Source organism: Ensifer sp. 38_S197 (assembly GCF_056924495.1).
Genome location: NZ_JBXOVZ010000001.1, coordinates 1 through 23,144, shown reverse-complemented (window position 1 = coordinate 23,144; position 23,144 = coordinate 1). Strand labels below are relative to the sequence as shown.

Here is a 23,144-nt window from a genome sequence, read left to right as displayed (position 1 = left end):
CAAATGCCCGTTCCTTGTGCAATATCAAGTTCTGGCGAAAGCCTGGGCAAGATCGGCTTTCAGGTCACGCTCGCCTTCGAGGCCCACGGACATGCGAAGCAATCCATCGCCGATGCCCGCAGCCCGACGTGCGTCGGTGCCCATCGATGCGTGCGTCATCGTCGCAGGGTGGGCGATAAGGCTCTCAACCCCGCCGAGCGACTCCGCCAGGGTGATGAGCTTGATGTTGGACACGAAGCGCCGCACCGCCTCCAGGCCACCCTGGAGTTCGAAGCTCAGCATGGCACCGAAGCCCAATTGTTGCTTGCGAGCCAACCCGTGCCCCGAATGGGAGGAAAGACCCGGGTAGTGAACTGCGCGGACCTGCGGCTGTCCTTCCAGAAACTCTGCGAGCGCCATTGCGGTGATCTGTTGCCGTTCGATGCGCGCGAACAAGCTGCGAATGCCCCGCAGCGTGAGATAGGAATCGAAGGGCGAACCGGTCACCCCTGTCAGATTTGCCCAGTCTCGCAACGGTTCGACGTCGACCGCCTTGGCTGCAACCACGACGCCACCGACCACATCGGAGTGGCCGTTCAGATATTTGGTGGTGGAATGGACGACGAAGTCGGCACGATGCGCTATCGGGCGCTGGAGGGCCGGTGACAGAAACGTGTTGTCGACCGCAACCTTGGCACCCGCGGCGTGGGCGATGTCGGCAATCGCCCTGATGTCGGTTACCCGCATCAGCGGATTGCTCGGCGTCTCTATCAGCACCAGCGCAGCCGCTGGTGAGCAGGCTGCCGCCACGGATGCAAAATCGGACTGATCGACAAACTGCACATCGAAATGACCCTTGGCCTGCCTCAAGACCAGCAGGCGGTAGACGCCGCCGTAGCAATCATGGGGAGCAACGATCCTTTGTCCAGGGTTCAACTGGTCGAGAAGCAGGTTGACGGCCGCCATTCCCGACGACGTCACCACCGCGCCGGCTCCGCCCTCAAGCAAGGCGAGCGTTTCCGACAACAGGCTCCGCGTCGGATTGGACGTGCGGGAATACTCGAATGCCCCCGGTTTCTCCAATGCCGGAAATGCGTAGTTGCTCGACAGGTAGATCGGCGGCGTCACGGCGCCGAACGCACTGTCGGTTGCGATGCCATTGACCGCTGCGATCGTGCGCTCGTCCCTTGAGCTTGTATCCATCTGTGTCTCCTGATCTGACGTCGTCGCAAATAGAAACATCCGGAATAATTCCGAATATGAAAATGATATGGCGATATCATTCTCACAATCCGTGAACGTCAAGCGATAAACAGATCAGCAAAAGTTATAGGGAGGGCAGAATGCATCGCCGCTGATCGGCGATTGACAACCGCCCAACGCAAGCCGGCGGGTCCGATGCTGAAAGGAACTCAATTCTCGCGGCGGAGGTGATGTTTTCGTGATTTGGTTGTAGGCTTGGTGGTAGTTTCCAGAGGCAACCGGGAGGGTGTCATGAGTGACCATGTCTACAAGAAAGTAGAACTTGTCGGCAGTTCGAAGTCTTCCGTCACCGAGGCGATCGAAACGGCGATCGCGCGGGCTTCGAAAACCATGAGAAATCTCGAATGGTTCGAGGTCGAACAGATCCGGGGCCACATCAAGGATGGCGAAGTGGCGCACTACCAGGTGGTCATGAAGGTCGGGTTCCGGATTGACGACTGACGCGCGACGGGGGGCGATCTCCGGCCCTTTCGCCAAACCACCCTATAAGCGAATAGATTATTGGCGCTTGCGTGAAGCGAGATCGTTCTCGGATTCCCTAAGCGTCGGCGCAGGCGACGAAACAGCAGGCGTTCGCTGCACAAGCCGGGCGCAGCGGATGGATGATGATGGCTGAACGACGATATGGCGAGGCGCCGCCGAAGACAGATATCAAGATTGCCGGCGCCGACTGGTATGGCCGGCAGATCGATCGCGAGCGTCATCAGAACACCTTGTTCGTCGATCTCGATCTGACCGAGGCTCAGACCGTTGGCGTCGTCTTCCACGAATGCACCTTTCGGCGCGCGCGGTTCAATGCCTCGTCGCATCAGGCGGGTGCTTTCGTGAATTGCACCTTCGTGTCCTGCAAATTCTTCGACAGCCGTTTCACCGAGTGCAAGTTCGTCGGCAGCATGTTCGACGCCTGCGACTTCGACCAGATGCGGGTCGCAGGCGGCGATTGGTCCTTCGTCGGCTTGCCCGGCGCCGCTCTCGGCCGCGCATCTTTCAAGGAAACCCGCTTGCGGGAAGCAGACCTTACCGGCGCCTCCTGCAAGGGCGGTTCGCTAAGGGACGTCGACCTCTCCGGCGCCTGGCTGCACGGCGTAGATTTCACTGCCTGTGACCTCAGGGGCAGCGACCTCAGTGCAATCGAACCGGAAAACGCCCGACTCAAGGATGCGATCATCACGATCGACCAGACCATCACCATCGCCGAGGCGCTGGGCCTCGACGTACGGCGGAAATGAATCGTCCCAAAAGTGGATACATTGACGGGCTTCCACGGCCACCGAGAAAAATCAGCCGCGCCCGTCAACATACCCGCCCTTGAATGGGCGTTGCGAACAGCTAATCATGCGCCAAAACTTTAGAGCCCGCGCCGAATGATCACTGATAGCCACTGCCTCAGAACCGATTACCGCACCTTATTTCGACTGCGTCCCGACGGGAGAATAGCACGCGAGAACGACCCGGACGAAAGCGAAGGACCCCGGTTCTGGCTCGCAGGCTGCCCGGAGGGCAATGTCTTTGGACTTCGTGCCGATCTGCCGGATGACTTGGCGGCAAGGCTTGAAGATCTCGCTTTCGCGGAACCGCCACTCGTACACCCCGCGATACCGCAGCATCTTGACCGCTACCTGTCATTGCTCGGTGGCGATGGCGCCGCTGCCTACCATCTTGGCCTAATCTACGAACTTCCACACGCACATCCCTATCCGAGCGGGGTTCGTCTCATAACCAGCGACACCAGCGACGGTCACGCTCTGGTGCGGTCCTGGGCGGGAGCAGGCATGCCCGCTGGCCTGGTTGAGCTTGGCTTCCAGACTCTGGCCGACCTATGGGCGCCCTGGTGTGTCGCGGTCATCGACGGCGAAGTCGCATCCATCGCCTTCGCTGCGCGGCTCGCCGACGACGGTGCCGAATTGGGCGTCGTAACCGTGGAAACTTTCAGAGGGCAGGGCCTCGCTGCGGCGGTGACTGCGGGCTGGTCGCGAATTCCTGCGCTTCGCTCGCGCACGCTCTTTTACAGTACAACCCTCGATAATGTCTCGTCACAACGCGTAGCAGCCCGCCTCGACCTCCCGCACCGTGGGACAAGCCTACGGATACCGTAAAGAGGACTGGCCGCACGCGAAGGCCGGCACCCCGCGCAAGCATGATCGATCGCAACTCACCAGGCCACTCTGGATGTTGGTGCCCTGCGTCTATTGAGGTTTGGGGCGCGACCCGAAGATCAGATCACTCCGCGGTAAGACCGTCAAAAATCTCAAGCATGGCATCGCTGATGGCTTGGCCGAGCGCAGCCGCCGTTTCGGCGAGCATCTCCTCGTTCATGTCGCGAGCCGCCATCGCAAAGGCCGCGCCCTCGACCGTGACGATTTCCTGGGCACGCTGGATTGCCCAGAGCGCAAAGTCACTGCGGCCATTGATCTCGACGGTTTCCATAATTCCTCCTGATTGGTTCGAGCGTGCCGCTTATAGCCGATTTAACGGGAGCCGCACGCTGAGAATGAATTTGAAAACCCCTGCCTGCCATTGGATGCCTTCTCATCGAACCATCCTTTCGAGCGCCGAGTGTCCGTGGCTGCGCAGTCGCCCAGCTGCCAGGGCTGTTCCCCTTGCTTTCCGCCTAGCCCAAATTGAGTAGTTCGCCACCCTTTTGATTCATTGCCTTCGACGGCTGCCGCTGTCACGTTGATAGCGCGTGAGTGGCCACCGGATGGGCGGTATCCCCCGTAATGCTCGCCGGATTCATTGCCGGTCACTCATGGCATTGCTTGTAGGAATATTTCGAGCCTGTCGTGAACTACGGGACGGAGGAGGAGCCGCCCCGTCTTCACGCCGCAACGCGCTGCTCGCGGACAAAGCTACCGTGCGTTGCCGGGCCGCGAGGATTACTTTCCAATCGCCTGGGGGATGTACACGACAACCTGATCGCTACCGTCCGAGAAGGCGCCCCCGACGGCGAGATAGGCGGTTATGGCTAATGCTGAAAAAAGCATGATGCCGACCGGCAGCCCGGTTGATGCCCTTTGTTCTGGCCAACGCTCCCTGTCGTACATCGTCCGATCCTTTCGTGGCGCTCGACAACCGGGCGATGGCGCCCGGAGAAAATAGGAACGCTGAAAGACGGGGAGAGTTCCAACCCTGCTGCAACCGAACGCACGCATGGACCTCGTCTATAGCGCCGCGCCGCGTGTCAGACGCGCAAAGGTCGCCAACCGCGACTGCATGCCGAGAATGATGCGAATCGATGGGCGCCTGCGACCGCTTCCGACAGCGTTGCCGTGCGCGATCCCGGTCGATAGGCTGGCAGCCTGTGTCGAATCGGTCTCGTTTGGCCAGGAGCGTTTCAGGGCCTGTTCATGCACCGCGGGAGGCGCCGGCAATTGCTGTCGGCGAGCCGGATATCCCGTTTTGGAGCATTTTTCTTGGAAAGCCTGCGCACTGCATAAAGTTGTAGGTACTATGGAAATGGAATATCCATAGACTCGCGCTAGACCGATCGACATTGGTGAATCGGGAGCGGCGCATGCGAAGAGAAGTACAGTTCAACGGGCAAAGGGACTGGCGAATCGCGCGATATGTCATCGGCGGCATTGTTGGCTTCGCCGTACTCGCGCAGGTTTTGGTCTATCTGAGCCTGGTCGCTCTCGTCGATCGGCCCTATGCCGCCGCCATGGTCGGAGCCGCGTTGATCTCGCTGCTGATGGGCGTGCCGCTGATCGTGCTCGCAGCGACGCAGTTTCGCCGGGCCCAGCGCCTGCGCAACCAGATCAACCATGTCGTCGCCCACGATGCCACGACCGGCTGCGTAACCGGCCGCGGGCTGGTGCAGCAGGTCAACGGTCTCGAGCGCCGCCGGCAACGCGCCGGCGAAGAGCTTCACGGCGCGCTCATCCACCTCAGAATCAACAACCTCGATGACGTCGGTGCCGCTTTCGGTCCGGCCTGGAGCGAGGAACTGCTCCAATTCGTCGCCTCCACCATCAGCACCTCGGTGCGGCGCGATGACATCGTCGCTCGAACCGGCCCGGCAAGCTTTGACGTGCTCCTGATCGGCGCGACCGAATCAGACGCCGAACAAGTTTCCATGCGCCTGACAAAGGCGTTGGCTTCGGCGCACTTCTCAGCCGACGGCAGCAAGGTCGATCTGGCGCTGAGCGTCGGCGGCGCTTTGTTCGACGGTAGCGTCGATCTCGAACGGTTGCGCCGTGCCGCAGCATCCGAGACGGTGATGGTTGCCGGCGAAGGAACCCAAAGCGTCGATTTCGTCCGGCTGCCTTCGGCCTGATATACTTGATTCCATCGCGTGTGCGCGGGAAGAGATCTGCTCTTCGCTCGCAGTGGATGAGGTTGCAGGAATGAGTTCGCGCTGACGTTGAGCTGTCGGCGGCGTTGCAGTTGAACGAGGCGCCTCACGACCTTGTCCGTCTGCGCATGATTTATTTTATTTCAATAGGTTAACGGTTTCTCTTGCTGCCGCGCGGATGTTCCATTTTTGCAACATAGCCGTGCGAAAGCTTGCGACGCTCGGGAACCACCCCAAAATTGGTGGCCGCGTTATATTACCTCTGTATTATCTATCGATAAATTTCGGCAGTTGTAACGCACGCTCGGATTAGCCAGCATGACGTACTGATTGCGAGGGGGATAATATTGAACGTCGGGAAAACTTTTAAGAGCGGGCTTTTTTCCATTCTGCTCACCTCCACCGTCTTTGCGGGTGGCACGGCCGAAGCGATGACGTTGAAGGAAGCGCTTCAGATCGCGATGGAATCGAACCCGGAAATCGGGCAGTCGGTCGAAAACCGCGAGGCAATCGAGTTCGAGCTGCGGCAGGCACGCGGTCTCTATCTGCCGAGCGTCGATGTCGAAGCTTCAACCGGCGTGCGCCATCTCGAGGATGAGAGCCGTCGACTGGGCTCCATCGAGAACGATCCGCTCTATCCGTCCGACGTCGGGGTTACCATCACGCAGAAGCTCTTTGATGGCGGTGGCCGTCGCGCCGAGCTGGAGCGTCAGGCGGCGCGCGTTGACAGCGCATCCTTCCGCGTCCTCGAACGCTCCGAGACGATCGGTCTCCAGATCGTCCGCGAGTATTTCGAATACATCCTCCAGCAGCAGATCGTTGCCGAAGCGCGCAAGAACGTCAGCGTCCACCAGTCGATCCTGTCGGATATCAGCTCGCTGATTTCAGGCGGGGCCTTGACCGACGCCGATCGCCAGCAGGCAAGTGAACGGCTATTGTCGGCGAAGGCTCGCCTGCAGGAAGCTGAAGAAGCGCTCGAAACCGTAAAGATCAGCTTCAATCGCCTGGTCGGCCAACCGCTCACGAAGCCGTCCATGCCGAAGTCGGTTGCCGGCGTCCTCCCGAAGACGCTGGAGACGGCAATCGGTATTGCCCGTGGCAACAATCCGCGCATCAAGGCCGCCGATTCCGACATTAGCGCTGCGGATTCGCAGGTCAAAGCCGCGCGCTCGAACATGCTTCCGGAAGTTTTCGCCGAGGGGCGCGTACGCACGGGCAACGATATCGACGGCTCGACCGGCAATACCTGGGATGCCCAGGCACGCATCGTGGCGAAGTGGAACCTCTATCGCGGCGGTATCGATATCGCCAACGAGCAGGAGCAGATGCGCCGCGCCAGCGAACAGCGGCTGGTCTTCCACCAGGCACATCGCGAGGTCGAGGAAGCCGTTCGCATCTCCTGGGAACGCCGCACCAGCCAGTATGAAATCGCCCGTACTCTGAATGCGCAGGCTCAGATGAACGTACAGCTCGTCGAATCCTATCGCGAACAGCTCAAGGTCGGACAGCGCTCGTTGCTCGACGTGCTTGGCGCCCAGAACTCGCGTTTCAACGTCAGCGTGCTCGCAAAGACCGCGCAGTACGCCGCCCTGTTTGCCGAGTACCGCCTGCTTGCGGCTACCGGCCAGCTCTTGTCGACGATGCAGATCAAGGCCCCGGCCCAGGCCGAAGCCTATGCTCGCAACGAGTTCAATGTCCCGGAGACGCCGGCTACGGAGACCTATCGCCGTGTTCCGTCGCGCCAGACGAACGACTTGCCGCTCGATTTGTTGGCGCCGATCCGGCAGAAATGATAGTCCTCGTCAGGGCGGACACAATCGGTGGTAGTGCAAAGCATTGACAGGCATGTGCAGATTGGCCCGTCTGTGACTGGGTTTTCCGAGGCGTTCAAGGAGATCTGTATCTTCTTGAACCGTCCCTCGTCGGACAGCGTGCTTTATTCGGATGTTCCCTTCGACGCACGCTTGCCGAGCGCCGAGGACGTCTCGCGTATTGCAGAGCGCGTCGGCCTGGAAACGGAACCCGTGTCCGGGCGCGCGATCGGCAATCGTGATTTCGTATATCCTCTGCTGCTCGTTTTTCGCGACGGCAGTGCCATGGCGCTTTTGGAAGAGGCACCTGACGGTACCTTGAGCCTTTCGAACAGAGCCGCCGCTCCGGGCGAAGCGGCGATGAAGCTCTCCGAGCTCCAGCTCGGGAGTCTCGCCTATGCGGTATCCTTCTCGGCCACTTATCTCAATGCGGCGACGGGCCGTGGCGTTGGCGAGGCCCGCAACATTGACCGCCGGCATTGGCTGACAGCCACTGTCAAGCCTTTCTGGCAGGCCTATGTGCAAGTGGCGATCGCGGCCTTTTTCATCAACGTGCTGGCGCTTGCCGCGCCGCTCTTCACGATGAACGTTTACGATCGGATCCTCCCGAACAAGGCGATCGCGACACTTTGGGTGCTGGCGCTTGGCATCAGCACGGCCATCCTGTTCGACTTCCTGCTGAAGACGGTTCGTGCGGCACTGATCGACTTTGCCGGGCGGAAGGCCGATCTGAAGCTCTCCTACATGCTGTTCGAGAAGATCCTGCATGCAACGATGGCCTCGCGGCCGCCTTCTACCGGCGAATATGCCAACAGGGCGATGCAGTATGAATTCGTTCGCGAATTCTTCACGTCGAATACACTGAGCACCCTGATCGACAGCCTTTTCGTCTTCGTTTTCATCGCGGCCGTCTATGCGGTCGCGGGCTGGATTGCACTTGTGCCGGCAATCGCTTTTCTCTTGAGCCTCGTGATCGGCTATGTCGCGCAGTATAAGATCGGCAACCGTGTCGCTGCGGCGTCGAACGAATCTGCCCAGCGTCAGGCGCTGCTGGTCGAGACCATCAGCGCCATCGAGACGGTGAAGACTCTGCATTCGGAAAAGCAGCTTTTGCGCCGCTGGAACGAACTGGCCAAGCATTCTTCGAACACGGCCGAGCAGATCAAGGAAATCTCCTCCTGGGCCTCGCACGCCACACAGTTCGTGCAGCAATTGGTGACCGTCTGCATTGTCGTTGCCGGCGCCTACCAGTTTACCGAGGGCAAGATCTCCTCCGGTGCGATCATTGCGGCCAGTATGCTGGCGGGCCGCGCCGTCGCGCCGCTCGGACAGATCGCGATGACGCTGGCCCGGTTGCGTCAGGCGATTTTGTCGCTGCGCATCCTGAATGCAGTGATGGAACAGCCGGAGGACCGGCCCGACACGATTGGCTTCGTCAATCGCGAGATCCGCAACGGCAGCATTACTTTTACCAATCTCGACTTCGCTTATCCGGGAACCGACTACAAAGTGGTCAGCGGTATGAACGTCACGATAAGGGCGGGCGAACGCGTTGGCATCATCGGCCGCATCGGTTCGGGCAAGACCACGATCGGCCGGCTTCTCGCCGGTCTCTACGCGCCCAGCGCCGGCCGGATCCTGCTCGATGGTGTCGATATCCGACAGTTGCATCCCTCTGTGGTCCGCTCGGCGGTTTCCTTCGTGTCGCAGAATTCCGACCTGTTTTCCGGTACCATCAAGGAAAACCTGCTGATGGCGAATCCGACCGCCAGCGATGAAGAGGTGGTCGCGGCAGCACGGCTCGCTGGCGTCGACGATTTCGTCTCCCATCATCCGCGCGGCTATGACATGCCGGTGGGCGAGCGTGGTTCGCAACTTTCCGGCGGGCAGCGCCAAGCGGTCGCCATCGCCCGGCTGTTGTTGCGCAAGCCGAAGGTTGTGTTCCTTGACGAGCCATCCGGGGCAATGGACCTCGCAAGCGAGCGCGAGTTGATCAACAAACTTTCCAACGTTTTCAGCAGCGATGTCACCCTTTTGATATCCACGCACCGCCACAGCATGCTGAGCCTCGTCGATCGCCTGCTTGTCCTCGACCGCGGGCGAGTGGTTGCCGATGGTCCCAAGGCTGCGGTTATCGAACAGCTGCAGAGGCGGTCCGGTCCTGCCGGACCGGTGGAGGGGGCCGGGCTATGATCGATGCTCTCGGCATGACGGTCAAAGAATATCGGTCCGCAAGTGGCGGGAGGGCGGCAGCATGACTGAGAAACCGCCGCTTGCCGCACGTGCGGGCCTGCTTGTCATCGGCCTGCTGATCAGCTGTTTTGTCGCCTGGGCGGCGATAGCCGAAGTTGACGAAATTGCTCGCGGCGAAGGCAAGGTCATTCCCGTTTCAAAGACGCAGATCATCCAGTCGAGTGAGCCCGGAATTGTGCGCGAGATCGCCGTGCAGCCCGGCCAGGTCGTTCGCCGCGGCGATCTGATCCTGCGGCTCGACGATACGGCCAGTGGCTCCTCGCTAGGCGAGCTCGAGGCCAAGGCACGGTCACTGCGGGCGCAAGTCGCGCGCCTGGAGCTCGAGGAGACCGGGGCTTACGACGCAAAATACAATTGCCCTGAGGACATCACCAAGGTCGCACCGGCGATCTGCGCCAACGAAGAACAGCTACTTCAGGCGAAAGCTGGCAACTTCAACAACAAGCTGTCGGTCATGCAGGCCCGGGAAGGCCAGCGCCAGAAGGAACTGGCCGAAGCAGAAGCCAACATCACCCGGCTCACCGAGAGCCTGCAGGTCACCGAGCGGGAGCAGGGGCTGCTCGAGCCGATGGCCAAGCGCAAGCTCGTCGCTCAGACGGAACTGTTGCGAGTCGAAAAGGAACTGACCGACACCCGCGGGCAGCTTGCCCTCTGGAAGGAGTCGGTCGGCAAGCTGGAGGCGGCGCTCAAGGAGGCGAGCCTCCAAGTGACTGAGCTCTCGCTGCAACTCAAGCAGGAAGCCCTGGCGGAAAAGACGGAGGCGCTCTCGCAGCTTTCGGTAATCGAGGAGACGATCCGCGGGGCGAGCAGCCGGGTCGCCAATACCGACATTCGTTCGCCTGTTGATGGCATCATCAACACGCTGGATGTCAACACGGTCGGTGCCTATGTGACGCCGGGCGCGGTGATCGGCGGCGTCGTGCCGACGTCGGAGACACTGCTCGTCGAGGCAAGGCTTTCACCGCGCGACGTCGCCTTCGTGCGCGCAGGCCAACCTGCACTAATCAAGATTTCGGCCTATGACTTCTCGATCTATGGCGGCATCGGCGGGATCGTGGAAACCGTCAGCGCCGACAGCCTCGTCGACCAGAACAATGGCGAGACCTATTATCTCGTGCGCGTCAAAACCGACACGGCCGCGCTCGTGAAGGACGGGCGCGAATATGCGATCATGCCCGGCATGATCGCATCGGTCGATATCATGACCGGCAAGAAGACCATCCTTGCCTATCTGATGAAACCGATCAACAAGGCGCGTGAGGAAGCCCTGCGGGAGCGTTAATGAATGGACGAAACGCAGCCTCCACCGTCCGATGAGGACCTGAGCGCGCTGCGGTTTCGCGTCGTCACCGTCGGCGGTCAGCGCCGCGGGATCAAGCTCGAGGAAATCTATTGGCAGTGCCTTGGCGAGCTTGCAGCACGGCAGGGGCGTCGGCTTGCCGATATTGTTGCGGCCTGTGAAAGAGAACTCGAAGGCGAGGGGAACCTGACGGCCCGACTGCGTTATGTCGCGACCCGCCACCTGCGTGAAGAACTGAGGACGGCCAAGGATCGCAGCAATCTCGCGGTCGTGGCGGGACAGGTCCGGGCCAGCCCGTCGCCAGCCTTCGCGCTCACCGGGAACAAGCATATCATTGCCTATAATCCCGCATTTCTCTCCTTCATCCAGTCCCGCGTCCTGCGCTCGCAGCAACCGCAACCGGCGCGCGGCCTGAGGCTCTCTTTCGACGTTCAGTTCGTCGATCTCGTCCGTCGCTTGAAGACAGCCCCCGGGGAGCCGCAACCGGCCGGCTTTACCATCGGCGTGCAGGGGCAGGTGACGCGCGGCAAGCTCAACGCGGCGCTGGCGCCGCTCGCCGACCAGGACGTGATCATTGGCTTCATCCTGGCGTGAGCGCGCGGGAGTAGCCGTCAGGGCACAGTGAAAATGTCGACGTTAGAGACGATGCTCAGCGAACCGCGATACCTTCGCCGGGCATTACGTCCGCGAGGGGCGCCGCAGCGGCGACCTTGTCTCCGGTGGTCTTGATGCCGTGGATCCAGGAGCGGTCGGCACTAACCGAAAACAGTGGCTGATAGCTCGGAAGCGCACGATCGAGCTTCACCTCGTCGCTCAGATTGTCGAGGATGAAATGGCCCTGGCTCGTCGTGATCGCGAGCACCGCGTGATAGAGGTTGCGTCGGACATCGCGAAGGACCACGATCGACATGGCCTCTGACGGCAGGCCGGCTGCCCTCAGGGCAGCCATCTTCAGGATGGCATAGTCTTCGCAGTCACCCTTGCCGCGGGCAAGAATTTCATCCGGCGTCGCCCAATAGTCCTTGGAACCGTAGTTCTCAGTGTCCGGCTGGTAGCGTACGATTCGGTTCACCGTGCGGTTGATGCCGCTGATCTTCTGGCGGAATGCGAGGCCGTTGGCGTTTTCGATCGCCTTGCCGACGATGCCGCGGGCGGCACACCCGTTCTGCTGTGCGCAGTGGTTGAAATCCGCAGCCACGACTGCCGGATAAACGGTCTTCCATTTGCGCGCCACGGGGATTGACGAGACACGGAAGGCAACCGAATGGAACACGGCGGAAGGTTCCGATGCTGCCGGCGCCTGACTACCAAGGCTTGGGCGTGCAGTCACTGCCACTTTCTGCACCTGCTGGCTCTTCAGCGCCTCGGCAGCTTGCTTCGACCAGGTGTTGATCGTCTCCGTGGCGACGGCTGCCAGGGGGCTTGCCATGCTCAGCATCTGTTGGAAAAGGCCGGGGTGGAGCATGCCGGGTTGGCCCGCCTGAACGGATGATGTCGCGGATAACGACACCAAGCCGATCGCGAACACCGAAGTCTTCAGGTATTTTCCGCAGCGCTTCCAGCTCTTCTTGTTCATTGCCGTGTCTCTCGGTTTCGTGAGGACACTGTACGAACGAAAAGAAAAACGCCGGTAAAGCTGTATGTATTATTTAGTGTGTTTCGGAGTAATACGTTTTACATAAAATTTTATTCAAATTCTATACTTATGTATTCTTTTGATACGGATACAGCCCGACTTCGCCGATGCACCAATATCACCATCGATGGCGGCATGCGGCGGCAGTTGCCGATCGCGACCGCTTGTTTCGATCGGGCACCCATATGGCTCCCTCAGTGACAAGCCTGCACTGCGAGTGAACGGAAGAAATCCGGTGTCATGGAGCACGATTTCGGGGCACTTAATCGAGTCGCCGTTCGCCCACGCGGCGGATGGTTACGAGCCGATGACCAGAAATACTAAATTTGTACTAACGTCACCAATTTTGGGTATTGGCATAAGATATTATGCTGTTTTTCGCGAATCTCGCCCGGACCGATTGCGATCCCAAAAGCTTGGTGTTTTCGTGCTCGCAAAGGTCGAGGGGTATTTCTATGGCAACCGAAGGCACCGCAATTTCCAACGAAGCCGCCGCTGCGCAGGCAGACGCAATCGAGTTCCGCAACGCGCCGGATGGCAAGGGTGATCGACTGGTGGCACAGGCTGCGACCGGAGCGGAGGAAGAACCCCAGCTCGTCGATCCTGCGACCGGAGCGCCGGTGAAAGGTGCCGAGACTGCGCCCCAGACGCCGCCCATGCCGGCGACGGTCACCGCCGATGCTTCGAACGTGGTGCACCTGCCCGCAGGCGCGTCGATCGAGAAAATCAAGGTCGTCGGTAGCGATATCGTTTTGGAACAGCCGGACGGCTCTACGATCACCATTCACAACGCTGCATTGAAGGTTCCGACCTTCGTGATCGGCGACGCCGAAATTCCGCGCGAAACGCTCGTGGCGGTGTTCGGCGAGAACGGCATCAACGTTGCAGCCGGCCCGGACGGCAGCATCAGTGTCGTTTCGAACCAGAGCAGCGGCGGCGGATTCTCCGATGCCAACGGCGACATCGGCCAGGCTGGTCCGGTCATCGACCTGCTGCCGCCGACGTCCCTGCAGTTTCCGGCGCTCGAGGCGACCGAACTCCTTCCCTTCACGCTTGGTGCCAATGAGAACCCATCGATCATCCCGGACGGTGGCAGCAGTGATCCTAGCGGCATCTTCGTGAGCCACCGTGAGGTTGACGAAGCCGGCCTCGCCAGCGGATCGCGCGCCGGCGACGGCAGTGCTTCGGTCAACGGCGTCTTCACAATTTCCGATCCGGATGGCCTCGGCGATATCGCCAGCCTGACGATCAACGGTCAGACTTTCGCAATCGGTGGTCTCGCCGGGCAATCGGTAACGGGCCTGTTCGGTGTGCTGACCATCACCGCTTACGACCCGCTCACCGGTGTCGCGCAATATACCTATCAACTGACGAGCCCTGTTACCGGCTCCGGTCCGGGCACGAATATCGAACAGGACCGCGATATTTTCAATCTGACCGTCACGGACAGTGATGGCGCGACCGGTGCGGCGACGCTGCGCGTCGATGTCGTTGACGACGTTCCGGTGATCGGCATCACGGATCCGGCCTCGTCGAACGTGGTCGAAGGTCAGACGCTGGCCGGCAACTGGACGCTTGCGGCCGGTGCTGACGGTGTCGGCACGGTGAACGTGACGGTCGGCAACACGACGCAGACGCTGACGCTTGCGGCCGGCGAGAAGGTGGTGTTCGCGCTGGCCGAGGGCACGCTGACGGTCAATGCCGACAAGAGCTGGTCGTTTGCTGCGGCCAACAACCTCAACAATCCGGCTGGCGTCAATGTCAGCTTCTCGCTGTCGGCCACGGACGCCGATGGCGACACGACGAGCGACAGCCAGACGATCACGGTCGTCGATGGCGCCGGCCCGACGGTTGATCCGGCATCCGCCTCAGCGTCGCTGACGCTCGACGACCAGAACCTTGCTGACGGCTCGACGCCGGGTGCGACGACGAGCGCCGGCACGATCGGCTTTGTTGCCGGTTCGGACGCGATCGCCACGATCGTGTTTGGCAACACCAGCTCCCTGAGCGGCGCGCTGACCTGGGACCGCGTCTCCGACACGCAGATCGTCGGCCGCGCCGGCGGTGTTGCGATCGTGACGCTCGATCTGGTCCGCAGCGGCGACAGTGCGACGGTGACGGCGACGCTGAACGACAACTACGCCAGCCATCCCGGCATCAACGCCGACGATCTTGCGAGCCTCGGTTCGGTTAAGGTGATCGCTTCCGATACCGATGGCGACACGGCCGAGGGCACGGTGAGCGTATCGGTCTCCGACGACGTGCCTTTGGCGTCGAACGAAGCCGGCGGGTCAGTCGCTGAAGGCACGACGATCAGCGGTTCGTTCGACTTTGCGGCTGGTGCGGATGGTGCAACGCTGACGCAGATCAATGGGGCTGCTGTCGGTGCGTTCGATGCGGTCAGCGGCTGGTCTGCGTGGATCGATGTCGGTGCAGGCGAGATCCGGGTGAAGGCGGACGGCAGCTACGAGTTCAAGGCGGATGCTGCGACGGTCGGCGCATCTGTTCCTGTCACCGGCAACTATACGGTGACGGATGGCGACGGCGACACGTCGACGGCAAACTTCGGTTTCTCGGTGGCGGATGCCAACAAGCCGACGGGCGGTGTGGCGTCTGCGAACGTCGACGATGACGGTCTTGCTGGTGCCAACCCGGCCCCGGTTGCCGGTGCGGCGACCTTCTCGGGCACGCTCGGCGGCAGCGTCGGACTGGACGGCGCCGGTGCGAACGGCTTCTCGTTTGCCGGTCTGCATGGCACGAGCGGCACGGTCGGCCAGGAGACGGTGAACTACAGCTGGAGCGGCAACATTCTGACGGCGACGGGTCCGCGCGGTGTTCTGTTCACGGTGACCGTGACGAATGCGGCCACGGGTGCTTATACGGTCGAGCTCAAGGACAACGTGCTGCACACGGCCGGTCCGAACGGCGAGGACACCGTCTCGGTCGGCCTCGGCTATACGGTGACGGACGCAGACAACTCGGTTGCCAACGGCACGCTGACGGTCAACTTCAACGACGATGCGCCTTTGGCGTCGAACGAAGCCGGTGGGTCAGTCGCTGAAGGCACGACGATCAGCGGTTCGTTCGACTTTGCGGCTGGTGCGGATGGTGCAACGCTGACGCAGATCAATGGGGCTGCTGTCGGTGCGTTCGATGCGGTCAGCGGCTGGTCTGCGTGGATCGATGTCGGTGCAGGCGAGATCCGGGTGAAGGCGGACGGCAGCTACGAGTTCAAGGCGGATGCTGCGACGGTCGGCGCATCTGTTCCTGTCACCGGCAATTACACGGTGACGGATGGCGACGGTGACACGTCGACGGCAAACTTCGGTTTCTCGGTGGCGGATGCCAACAAGCCGACGGGCGGTGTGGCGTCTGCGAACGTCGACGACGACGGTCTTGCTGGTGCCAACCCGGCCCCGGTTGCCGGTGCGGCGACCTTCTCGGGCACGCTCGGCGGCAGCGTCGGACTGGACGGCGCCGGTGCGAACGGCTTCTCGTTTGCCGGTCTGCATGGCACGAGCGGCACGGTCGGCCAGGAGACGGTCAACTACAGCTGGAGCGGCAACATTCTGACGGCGACGGGTCCGCGCGGTGTTCTGTTCACGGTGACCGTGACGAATGCGGCCACGGGTGCTTATACGGTCGAGCTCAAGGACAACGTGCTGCACACGGCCGGTCCGAACGGCGAGGACACCGTCTCGGTCGGCCTCGGCTATACGGTGACGGACGCAGACAACTCGGTTGCCAACGGCACGCTGACGGTCAACTTCAACGACGATGCGCCTTTGGCGTCGAACGAAGCCGGTGGGTCAGTCGCTGAAGGCACGACGATCAGCGGTTCGTTCGACTTTGCGGCTGGTGCGGATGGTGCAACGCTGACGCAGATCAATGGGGCTGCTGTCGGTGCGTTCGATGCGGTCAGCGGCTGGTCTGCGTGGATCGATGTCGGTGCAGGCGAGATCCGGGTGAAGGCGGACGGCAGCTACGAGTTCAAGGCGGATGCTGCGACGGTCGGCGCATCTGTTCCTGTCACCGGCAATTACACGGTGACGGATGGCGACGGTGACACGTCGACGGCAAACTTCGGTTTCTCGGTGGCGGATGCCAACAAGCCGACGGGCGGTGTGGCGTCTGCGAACGTCGACGATGACGGTCTTGCTGGTGCCAACCCGGCCCCGGTTGCCGGTGCGGCGACCTTCTCGGGCACGCTCGGCGGCAGCGTCGGACTGGACGGCGCCGGTGCGAACGGCTTCTCGTTTGCCGGTCTGCATGGCACGAGCGGCACGGTCGGCCAGGAGACGGTGAACTACAGCTGGAGCGGCAACATTCTGACGGCGACGGGTCCGCGCGGTGTTCTGTTCACGGTGACCGTGACGAATGCGGCCACGGGTGCCTATACGGTCGAGCTCAAGGACAACGTGCTGCACACGGCCGGTCCGAACGGCGAGGACACCGTCTCGGTCGGCCTCGGCTATACGGTGACGGACGCAGACAACTCGGTTGCCAACGGCACGCTGACGGTCAACTTCAACGACGATGCGCCTTTGGCGTCGAACGAAGCCGGTGGGTCAGTCGCTGAAGGCACGACGATCAGCGGTTCGTTCGACTTTGCGGCTGGTGCGGATGGTGCAACGCTGACGCAGATCAATGGGGCTGCTGTCGGTGCGTTCGATGCGGTCAGCGGCTGGTCTGCGTGGATCGATGTCGGTGCAGGCGAGATCCGGGTGAAGGCGGACGGCAGCTACGAGTTCAAGGCGGATGCTGCGACGGTCGGCGCATCTGTTCCTGTCACCGGCAACTATACGGTGACGGATGGCGACGGCGACACGTCGACGGCAAACTTCGGTTTCTCGGTGGCGGATGCCAACAAGCCGACGGGCGGTGTGGCGTCTGCGAACGTCGACGATGACGGTCTTGCTGGTGCCAACCCGGCCCCGGTTGCCGGTGCGGCGACCTTCTCGGGCACGCTCGGCGGCAGCGTCGGACTGGACGGCGCCGGTGCGAACGGCTTCTCGTTTGCCGGTCTGCATGGCACGAGCGGCACGGTCGGCCAGGAGACGGTGAACTACAGCTGGAGCGGCAACATTCTGACGGCGACGGGTCCGCGCGGTGTTCTGTTCACGGTGACCGTGACGAATGCGGCCACGGGTGCCTATACGGTCGAGCTCAAGGACAACGTGCTGCACACGGCCGGTCCGAACGGCGAGGACACCGTCTCGGTCGGCCTCGGCTATACGGTGACGGACGCAGACAACTCGGTTGCCAACGGCACGCTGACGGTCAACTTCAACGACGATGCGCCTTTGGCGTCGAACGAAGCCGGTGGGTCAGTCGCTGAAGGCACGACGATCAGCGGTTCGTTCGACTTTGCGGCTGGTGCGGATGGTGCAACGCTGACGCAGATCAATGGGGCTGCTGTCGGTGCGTTCGATGCGGTCAGCGGCTGGTCTGCGTGGATCGATGTCGGTGCAGGCGAGATCCGGGTGAAGGCGGACGGCAGCTACGAGTTCAAGGCGGATGCTGCGACGGTCGGCGCATCTGTTCCTGTCACCGGCAACTATACGGTGACGGATGGCGACGGCGACACGTCGACGGCAAACTTCGGTTTCTCGGTGGCGGATGCCAACAAGCCGACGGGCGGTGTGGCGTCTGCGAACGTCGACGATGACGGTCTTGCTGGTGCCAACCCGGCCCCGGTTGCCGGTGCGGCGACCTTCTCGGGCACGCTCGGCGGCAGCGTCGGACTGGACGGCGCCGGTGCGAACGGCTTCTCGTTTGCCGGTCTGCATGGCACGAGCGGCACGGTCGGCCAGGAGACGGTGAACTACAGCTGGAGCGGCAACATTCTGACGGCGACGGGTCCGCGCGGTGTTCTGTTCACGGTGACCGTGACGAATGCGGCCACGGGTGCTTATACGGTCGAGCTCAAGGACAACGTGCTGCACACGGCCGGTCCGAACGGCGAGGACACCGTCTCGGTCGGCCTCGGCTATACGGTGACGGACGCAGACAACTCGGTTGCCAACGGCACGCTGACGGTCAACTTCAACGACGATGCGCCTTTGGCGTCGAACGAAGCCGGTGGGTCAGTCGCTGAAGGCACGACGATCAGCGGTTCGTTCGACTTTGCGGCTGGTGCGGATGGTGCAACGCTGACGCAGATCAATGGGGCTGCTGTCGGTGCGTTCGATGCGGTCAGCGGCTGGTCTGCGTGGATCGATGTCGGTGCAGGCGAGATCCGGGTGAAGGCGGACGGCAGCTACGAGTTCAAGGCGGATGCTGCGACGGTCGGCGCATCTGTTCCTGTCACCGGCAATTACACGGTGACGGATGGCGACGGTGACACGTCGACGGCAAACTTCGGTTTCTCGGTGGCGGATGCCAACAAGCCGACGGGCGGTGTGGCGTCTGCGAACGTCGACGACGACGGTCTTGCTGGTGCCAACCCGGCCCCGGTTGCCGGTGCGGCGACCTTCTCGGGCACGCTCGGCGGCAGCGTCGGACTGGACGGCGCCGGTGCGAACGGCTTCTCGTTTGCCGGTCTGCATGGCACGAGCGGCACGGTCGGCCAGGAGACGGTCAACTACAGCTGGAGCGGCAACATTCTGACGGCGACGGGTCCGCGCGGTGTTCTGTTCACGGTGACCGTGACGAATGCGGCCACGGGTGCTTATACGGTCGAGCTCAAGGACAACGTGCTGCACACGGCCGGTCCGAACGGCGAGGACACCGTCTCGGTCGGCCTCGGCTATACGGTGACGGACGCAGACAACTCGGTTGCCAACGGCACGCTGACGGTCAACTTCAACGACGATGCGCCTTTGGCGTCGAACGAAGCCGGTGGGTCAGTCGCTGAAGGCACGACGATCAGCGGTTCGTTCGACTTTGCGGCTGGTGCGGATGGTGCAACGCTGACGCAGATCAATGGGGCTGCTGTCGGTGCGTTCGATGCGGTCAGCGGCTGGTCTGCGTGGATCGATGTCGGTGCAGGCGAGATCCGGGTGAAGGCGGACGGCAGCTACGAGTTCAAGGCGGATGCTGCGACGGTCGGCGCATCTGTTCCTGTCACCGGCAATTACACGGTGACGGATGGCGACGGTGACACGTCGACGGCAAACTTCGGTTTCTCGGTGGCGGATGCCAACAAGCCGACGGGCGGTGTGGCGTCTGCGAACGTCGACGATGACGGTCTTGCTGGTGCCAACCCGGCCCCGGTTGCCGGTGCGGCGACCTTCTCGGGCACGCTCGGCGGCAGCGTCGGACTGGACGGCGCCGGTGCGAACGGCTTCTCGTTTGCCGGTCTGCATGGCACGAGCGGCACGGTCGGCCAGGAGACGGTGAACTACAGCTGGAGCGGCAACATTCTGACGGCGACGGGTCCGCGCGGTGTTCTGTTCACGGTGACCGTGACGAATGCGGCCACGGGTGCCTATACGGTCGAGCTCAAGGACAACGTGCTGCACACGGCCGGTCCGAACGGCGAGGACACCGTCTCGGTCGGCCTCGGCTATACGGTGACGGACGCAGACAACTCGGTTGCCAACGGCACGCTGACGGTCAACTTCAACGACGATGCGCCTTTGGCGTCGAACGAAGCCGGTGGGTCAGTCGCTGAAGGCACGACGATCAGCGGTTCGTTCGACTTTGCGGCTGGTGCGGATGGTGCAACGCTGACGCAGATCAATGGGGCTGCTGTCGGTGCGTTCGATGCGGTCAGCGGCTGGTCTGCGTGGATCGATGTCGGTGCAGGCGAGATCCGGGTGAAGGCGGACGGCAGCTACGAGTTCAAGGCGGATGCTGCGACGGTCGGCGCATCTGTTCCTGTCACCGGCAACTATACGGTGACGGATGGCGACGGCGACACGTCGACGGCAAACTTCGGTTTCTCGGTGGCGGATGCCAACAAGCCGACGGGCGGTGTGGCGTCTGCGAACGTCGACGATGACGGTCTTGCTGGTGCCAACCCGGCCCCGGTTGCCGGTGCGGCGACCTTCTCGGGCACGCTCGGCGGCAGCGTCGGACTGGACGGCGCCGGTGCGAACGGCTTCTCGTTTGCCGGTCTGCATGGCACGAGCGGCACGGTCGGCCAGGAGACGGTGAACTACAGCTGGAGCGGCAACATTCTGACGGCGACGGGTCCGCGCGGTGTTCTGTTCACGGTGACCGTGACGAATGCGGCCACGGGTGCCTATACGGTCGAGCTCAAGGACAACGTGCTGCACACGGCCGGTCCGAACGGCGAGGACACCGTCTCGGTCGGCCTCGGCTATACGGTGACGGACGCAGACAACTCGGTTGCCAACGGCACGCTGACGGTCAACTTCAACGACGATGCGCCTTTGGTGTCGAACGAAGCCGGTGGGTCAGTCGCTGAAGGCACGACGATCAGCGGTTCGTTCGACTTTGCGGCTGGTGCGGATGGTGCAACGCTGACGCAGATCAATGGGGCTGCTGTCGGTGCGTTCGATGCGGTCAGCGGCTGGTCTGCGTGGATCGATGTCGGTGCAGGCGAGATCCGGGTGAAGGCGGACGGCAGCTACGAGTTCAAGGCGGATGCTGCGACGGTCGGCGCATCTGTTCCTGTCACCGGCAACTATACGGTGACGGATGGCGACGGCGACACGTCGACGGCAAACTTCGGTTTCTCGGTGGCGGATGCCAACAAGCCGACGGGCGGTGTGGCGTCTGCGAACGTCGACGACGACGGTCTTGCTGGTGCCAACCCGGCCCCGGTTGCCGGTGCGGCGACCTTCTCGGGCACGCTCGGCGGCAGCGTCGGACTGGACGGCGCCGGTGCGAACGGCTTCTCGTTTGCCGGTCTGCATGGCACGAGCGGCACGGTCGGCCAGGAGACGGTGAACTACAGCTGGAGCGGCAACATTCTGACGGCGACGGGTCCGCGCGGTGTTCTGTTCACGGTGACCGTGACGAATGCGGCCACGGGTGCCTATACGGTCGAGCTCAAGGACAACGTGCTGCACACGGCCGGTCCGAACGGCGAGGACACCGTCTCGGTCGGCCTCGGCTATACGGTGACGGACGCAGACAACTCGGTTGCCAACGGCACGCTGACGGTCAACTTCAACGACGATGCGCCTTTGGCGTCGAACGAAGCCGGTGGGTCAGTCGCTGAAGGCACGACGATCAGCGGTTCGTTCGACTTTGCGGCTGGTGCGGATGGTGCAACGCTGACGCAGATCAATGGGGCTGCTGTCGGTGCGTTCGATGCGGTCAGCGGCTGGTCTGCGTGGATCGATGTCGGTGCAGGCGAGATCCGGGTGAAGGCGGACGGCAGCTACGAGTTCAAGGCGGATGCTGCGACGGTCGGCGCATCTGTTCCTGTCACCGGCAACTATACGGTGACGGATGGCGACGGCGACACGTCGACGGCAAACTTCGGTTTCTCGGTGGCGGATGCCAACAAGCCGACGGGCGGTGTGGCGTCTGCGAACGTCGACGATGACGGTCTTGCTGGTGCCAACCCGGCCCCGGTTGCCGGTGCGGCGACCTTCTCGGGCACGCTCGGCGGCAGCGTCGGACTGGACGGCGCCGGTGCGAACGGCTTCTCGTTTGCCGGTCTGCATGGCACGAGCGGCACGGTCGGCCAGGAGACGGTGAACTACAGCTGGAGCGGCAACATTCTGACGGCGACGGGTCCGCGCGGTGTTCTGTTCACGGTGACCGTGACGAATGCGGCCACGGGTGCCTATACGGTCGAGCTCAAGGACAACGTGCTGCACACGGCCGGTCCGAACGGCGAGGACACCGTCTCGGTCGGCCTCGGCTATACGGTGACGGACGCAGACAACTCGGTTGCCAACGGCACGCTGACGGTCAACTTCAACGACGATGCGCCTTTGGCGTCGAACGAAGCCGGTGGGTCAGTCGCTGAAGGCACGACGATCAGCGGTTCGTTCGACTTTGCGGCTGGTGCGGATGGTGCAACGCTGACGCAGATCAATGGGGCTGCTGTCGGTGCGTTCGATGCGGTCAGCGGCTGGTCTGCGTGGATCGATGTCGGTGCAGGCGAGATCCGGGTGAAGGCGGACGGCAGCTACGAGTTCAAGGCGGATGCTGCGACGGTCGGCGCATCTGTTCCTGTCACCGGCAACTATACGGTGACGGATGGCGACGGCGACACGTCGACGGCAAACTTCGGTTTCTCGGTGGCGGATGCCAACAAGCCGACGGGCGGTGTGGCGTCTGCGAACGTCGACGATGACGGTCTTGCTGGTGCCAACCCGGCCCCGGTTGCCGGTGCGGCGACCTTCTCGGGCACGCTCGGCGGCAGCGTCGGACTGGACGGCGCCGGTGCGAACGGCTTCTCGTTTGCCGGTCTGCATGGCACGAGCGGCACGGTCGGCCAGGAGACGGTGAACTACAGCTGGAGCGGCAACATTCTGACGGCGACGGGTCCGCGCGGTGTTCTGTTCACGGTGACCGTGACGAATGCGGCCACGGGTGCTTATACGGTCGAGCTCAAGGACAACGTGCTGCACACGGCCGGTCCGAACGGCGAGGACACCGTCTCGGTCGGCCTCGGCTATACGGTGACGGACGCAGACAACTCGGTTGCCAACGGCACGCTGACGGTCAACTTCAACGACG

Annotated in this window: 13 protein-coding genes; 9 read left to right on the top strand and 4 right to left on the bottom strand. The window is 62.4% G+C overall.

Annotation, left to right across the window (positions count from 1 at the left end; all coding sequences use genetic code 11):
- Positions 1 to 24: 24 nt before the first annotated feature.
- Positions 25 to 1,182, bottom strand: coding sequence for a cystathionine gamma-synthase (gene metB / locus AC1Z3V_RS00065; RefSeq protein ID WP_483496507.1), 1,158 nt, complete (start codon positions 1,180 to 1,182; stop codon positions 25 to 27).
- 291 nt (positions 1,183 to 1,473) lie between these two features.
- Here metB and AC1Z3V_RS00060 point away from each other — a divergent pair, with 291 nt between their 5' ends.
- The 3 genes from AC1Z3V_RS00060 (at position 1,474) to AC1Z3V_RS00050 (ending at position 3,338) form a co-directional block, all read left to right on the top strand.
- The gene (locus AC1Z3V_RS00060) at positions 1,474 to 1,683 is read left to right on the top strand and encodes a dodecin (protein WP_429817892.1); all 210 of its coding nucleotides are present in this window, start codon (positions 1,474 to 1,476) and stop codon (positions 1,681 to 1,683) included.
- Between the two features lie 167 nt (positions 1,684 to 1,850).
- Positions 1,851 to 2,471: a pentapeptide repeat-containing protein gene (locus AC1Z3V_RS00055; RefSeq protein ID WP_483496506.1), complete on the top strand. Its 621-nt coding sequence runs from the start codon at positions 1,851 to 1,853 to the stop codon at positions 2,469 to 2,471.
- Between the two features lie 135 nt (positions 2,472 to 2,606).
- Positions 2,607 to 3,338, top strand: coding sequence for a GNAT family N-acetyltransferase (locus AC1Z3V_RS00050; protein WP_483496505.1), 732 nt, complete (start codon positions 2,607 to 2,609; stop codon positions 3,336 to 3,338).
- A 124-nt stretch (positions 3,339 to 3,462) separates the two neighbouring features.
- On the opposite strand, the gene AC1Z3V_RS00045 is transcribed toward AC1Z3V_RS00050, so the two are convergent.
- Positions 3,463 to 3,669, bottom strand: a complete 207-nt coding sequence (locus tag AC1Z3V_RS00045) for a hypothetical protein (protein WP_429817898.1) — start codon at positions 3,667 to 3,669, stop codon at positions 3,463 to 3,465.
- Between the two features lie 449 nt (positions 3,670 to 4,118).
- Positions 4,119 to 4,286, bottom strand: coding sequence for a hypothetical protein (locus AC1Z3V_RS00040; RefSeq protein WP_483496504.1), 168 nt, complete (start codon positions 4,284 to 4,286; stop codon positions 4,119 to 4,121).
- A 470-nt stretch (positions 4,287 to 4,756) separates the two neighbouring features.
- Between AC1Z3V_RS00040 and AC1Z3V_RS00035 the strand changes: the two genes are divergently transcribed.
- From AC1Z3V_RS00035 to AC1Z3V_RS00015, 5 genes are all read left to right on the top strand, one after another.
- Positions 4,757 to 5,518: a GGDEF domain-containing protein gene (locus AC1Z3V_RS00035; protein ID WP_483496503.1), complete on the top strand. Its 762-nt coding sequence runs from the start codon at positions 4,757 to 4,759 to the stop codon at positions 5,516 to 5,518.
- A gap of 362 nt (positions 5,519 to 5,880) precedes the next feature.
- Positions 5,881 to 7,329 (top strand): TolC family outer membrane protein, encoded by a 1,449-nt coding sequence (locus tag AC1Z3V_RS00030; protein WP_483499481.1) that lies wholly within the window; start codon positions 5,881 to 5,883, stop codon positions 7,327 to 7,329.
- Positions 7,330 to 7,362: 33 nt separating this feature from the next.
- Entirely contained in the window at positions 7,363 to 9,540 is a 2,178-nt protein-coding gene (locus tag AC1Z3V_RS00025; RefSeq protein ID WP_483499480.1) for a type I secretion system permease/ATPase, read from the top strand.
- Positions 9,541 to 9,601: 61 nt separating this feature from the next.
- On the top strand, positions 9,602 to 10,882 hold the full coding sequence (locus tag AC1Z3V_RS00020; RefSeq protein ID WP_483496502.1) for an HlyD family type I secretion periplasmic adaptor subunit: 1,281 nt from the start codon (positions 9,602 to 9,604) through the stop codon (positions 10,880 to 10,882).
- A gap of 3 nt (positions 10,883 to 10,885) precedes the next feature.
- Complete coding sequence (locus tag AC1Z3V_RS00015) at positions 10,886 to 11,494, top strand: ribbon-helix-helix domain-containing protein (protein WP_483496501.1); 609 nt, start codon at positions 10,886 to 10,888, stop codon at positions 11,492 to 11,494.
- A 55-nt stretch (positions 11,495 to 11,549) separates the two neighbouring features.
- On the opposite strand, the gene AC1Z3V_RS00010 is transcribed toward AC1Z3V_RS00015, so the two are convergent.
- A complete protein-coding gene (locus tag AC1Z3V_RS00010; protein ID WP_429817908.1) occupies positions 11,550 to 12,476 on the bottom strand; it encodes a transglutaminase-like cysteine peptidase in 927 nt (308 codons plus the stop codon).
- Positions 12,477 to 12,991: 515 nt separating this feature from the next.
- Between AC1Z3V_RS00010 and AC1Z3V_RS00005 the strand changes: the two genes are divergently transcribed.
- Positions 12,992 to 23,144: hypothetical protein (locus AC1Z3V_RS00005; RefSeq protein WP_483496500.1), on the top strand; the 10,153-nt coding region annotated here is incomplete at its 3' end.

What these genes read in the sequence shown, in the direction of transcription:
- AC1Z3V_RS00010 (WP_429817908.1), bottom strand. Translation starts at nt 12,476, where the DNA reads ATGAACAAGAAGAGCTGGAAGCGCTGCGGAAAATACCTGAAGACTTCG.
- AC1Z3V_RS00050 (WP_483496505.1), top strand. Translation starts at nt 2,607, where the DNA reads ATGATCACTGATAGCCACTGCCTCAGAACCGATTACCGCACCTTATTT.
- AC1Z3V_RS00060 (WP_429817892.1), top strand. Translation starts at nt 1,474, where the DNA reads ATGAGTGACCATGTCTACAAGAAAGTAGAACTTGTCGGCAGTTCGAAG.
- AC1Z3V_RS00055 (WP_483496506.1), top strand. Translation starts at nt 1,851, where the DNA reads ATGGCTGAACGACGATATGGCGAGGCGCCGCCGAAGACAGATATCAAG.
- AC1Z3V_RS00040 (WP_483496504.1), bottom strand. Translation starts at nt 4,286, where the DNA reads ATGTACGACAGGGAGCGTTGGCCAGAACAAAGGGCATCAACCGGGCTG.
- AC1Z3V_RS00045 (WP_429817898.1), bottom strand. Translation starts at nt 3,669, where the DNA reads ATGGAAACCGTCGAGATCAATGGCCGCAGTGACTTTGCGCTCTGGGCA.
- AC1Z3V_RS00015 (WP_483496501.1), top strand. Translation starts at nt 10,886, where the DNA reads ATGGACGAAACGCAGCCTCCACCGTCCGATGAGGACCTGAGCGCGCTG.
- metB (WP_483496507.1), bottom strand. Translation starts at nt 1,182, where the DNA reads ATGGATACAAGCTCAAGGGACGAGCGCACGATCGCAGCGGTCAATGGC.
- AC1Z3V_RS00020 (WP_483496502.1), top strand. Translation starts at nt 9,602, where the DNA reads ATGACTGAGAAACCGCCGCTTGCCGCACGTGCGGGCCTGCTTGTCATC.
- AC1Z3V_RS00035 (WP_483496503.1), top strand. Translation starts at nt 4,757, where the DNA reads ATGCGAAGAGAAGTACAGTTCAACGGGCAAAGGGACTGGCGAATCGCG.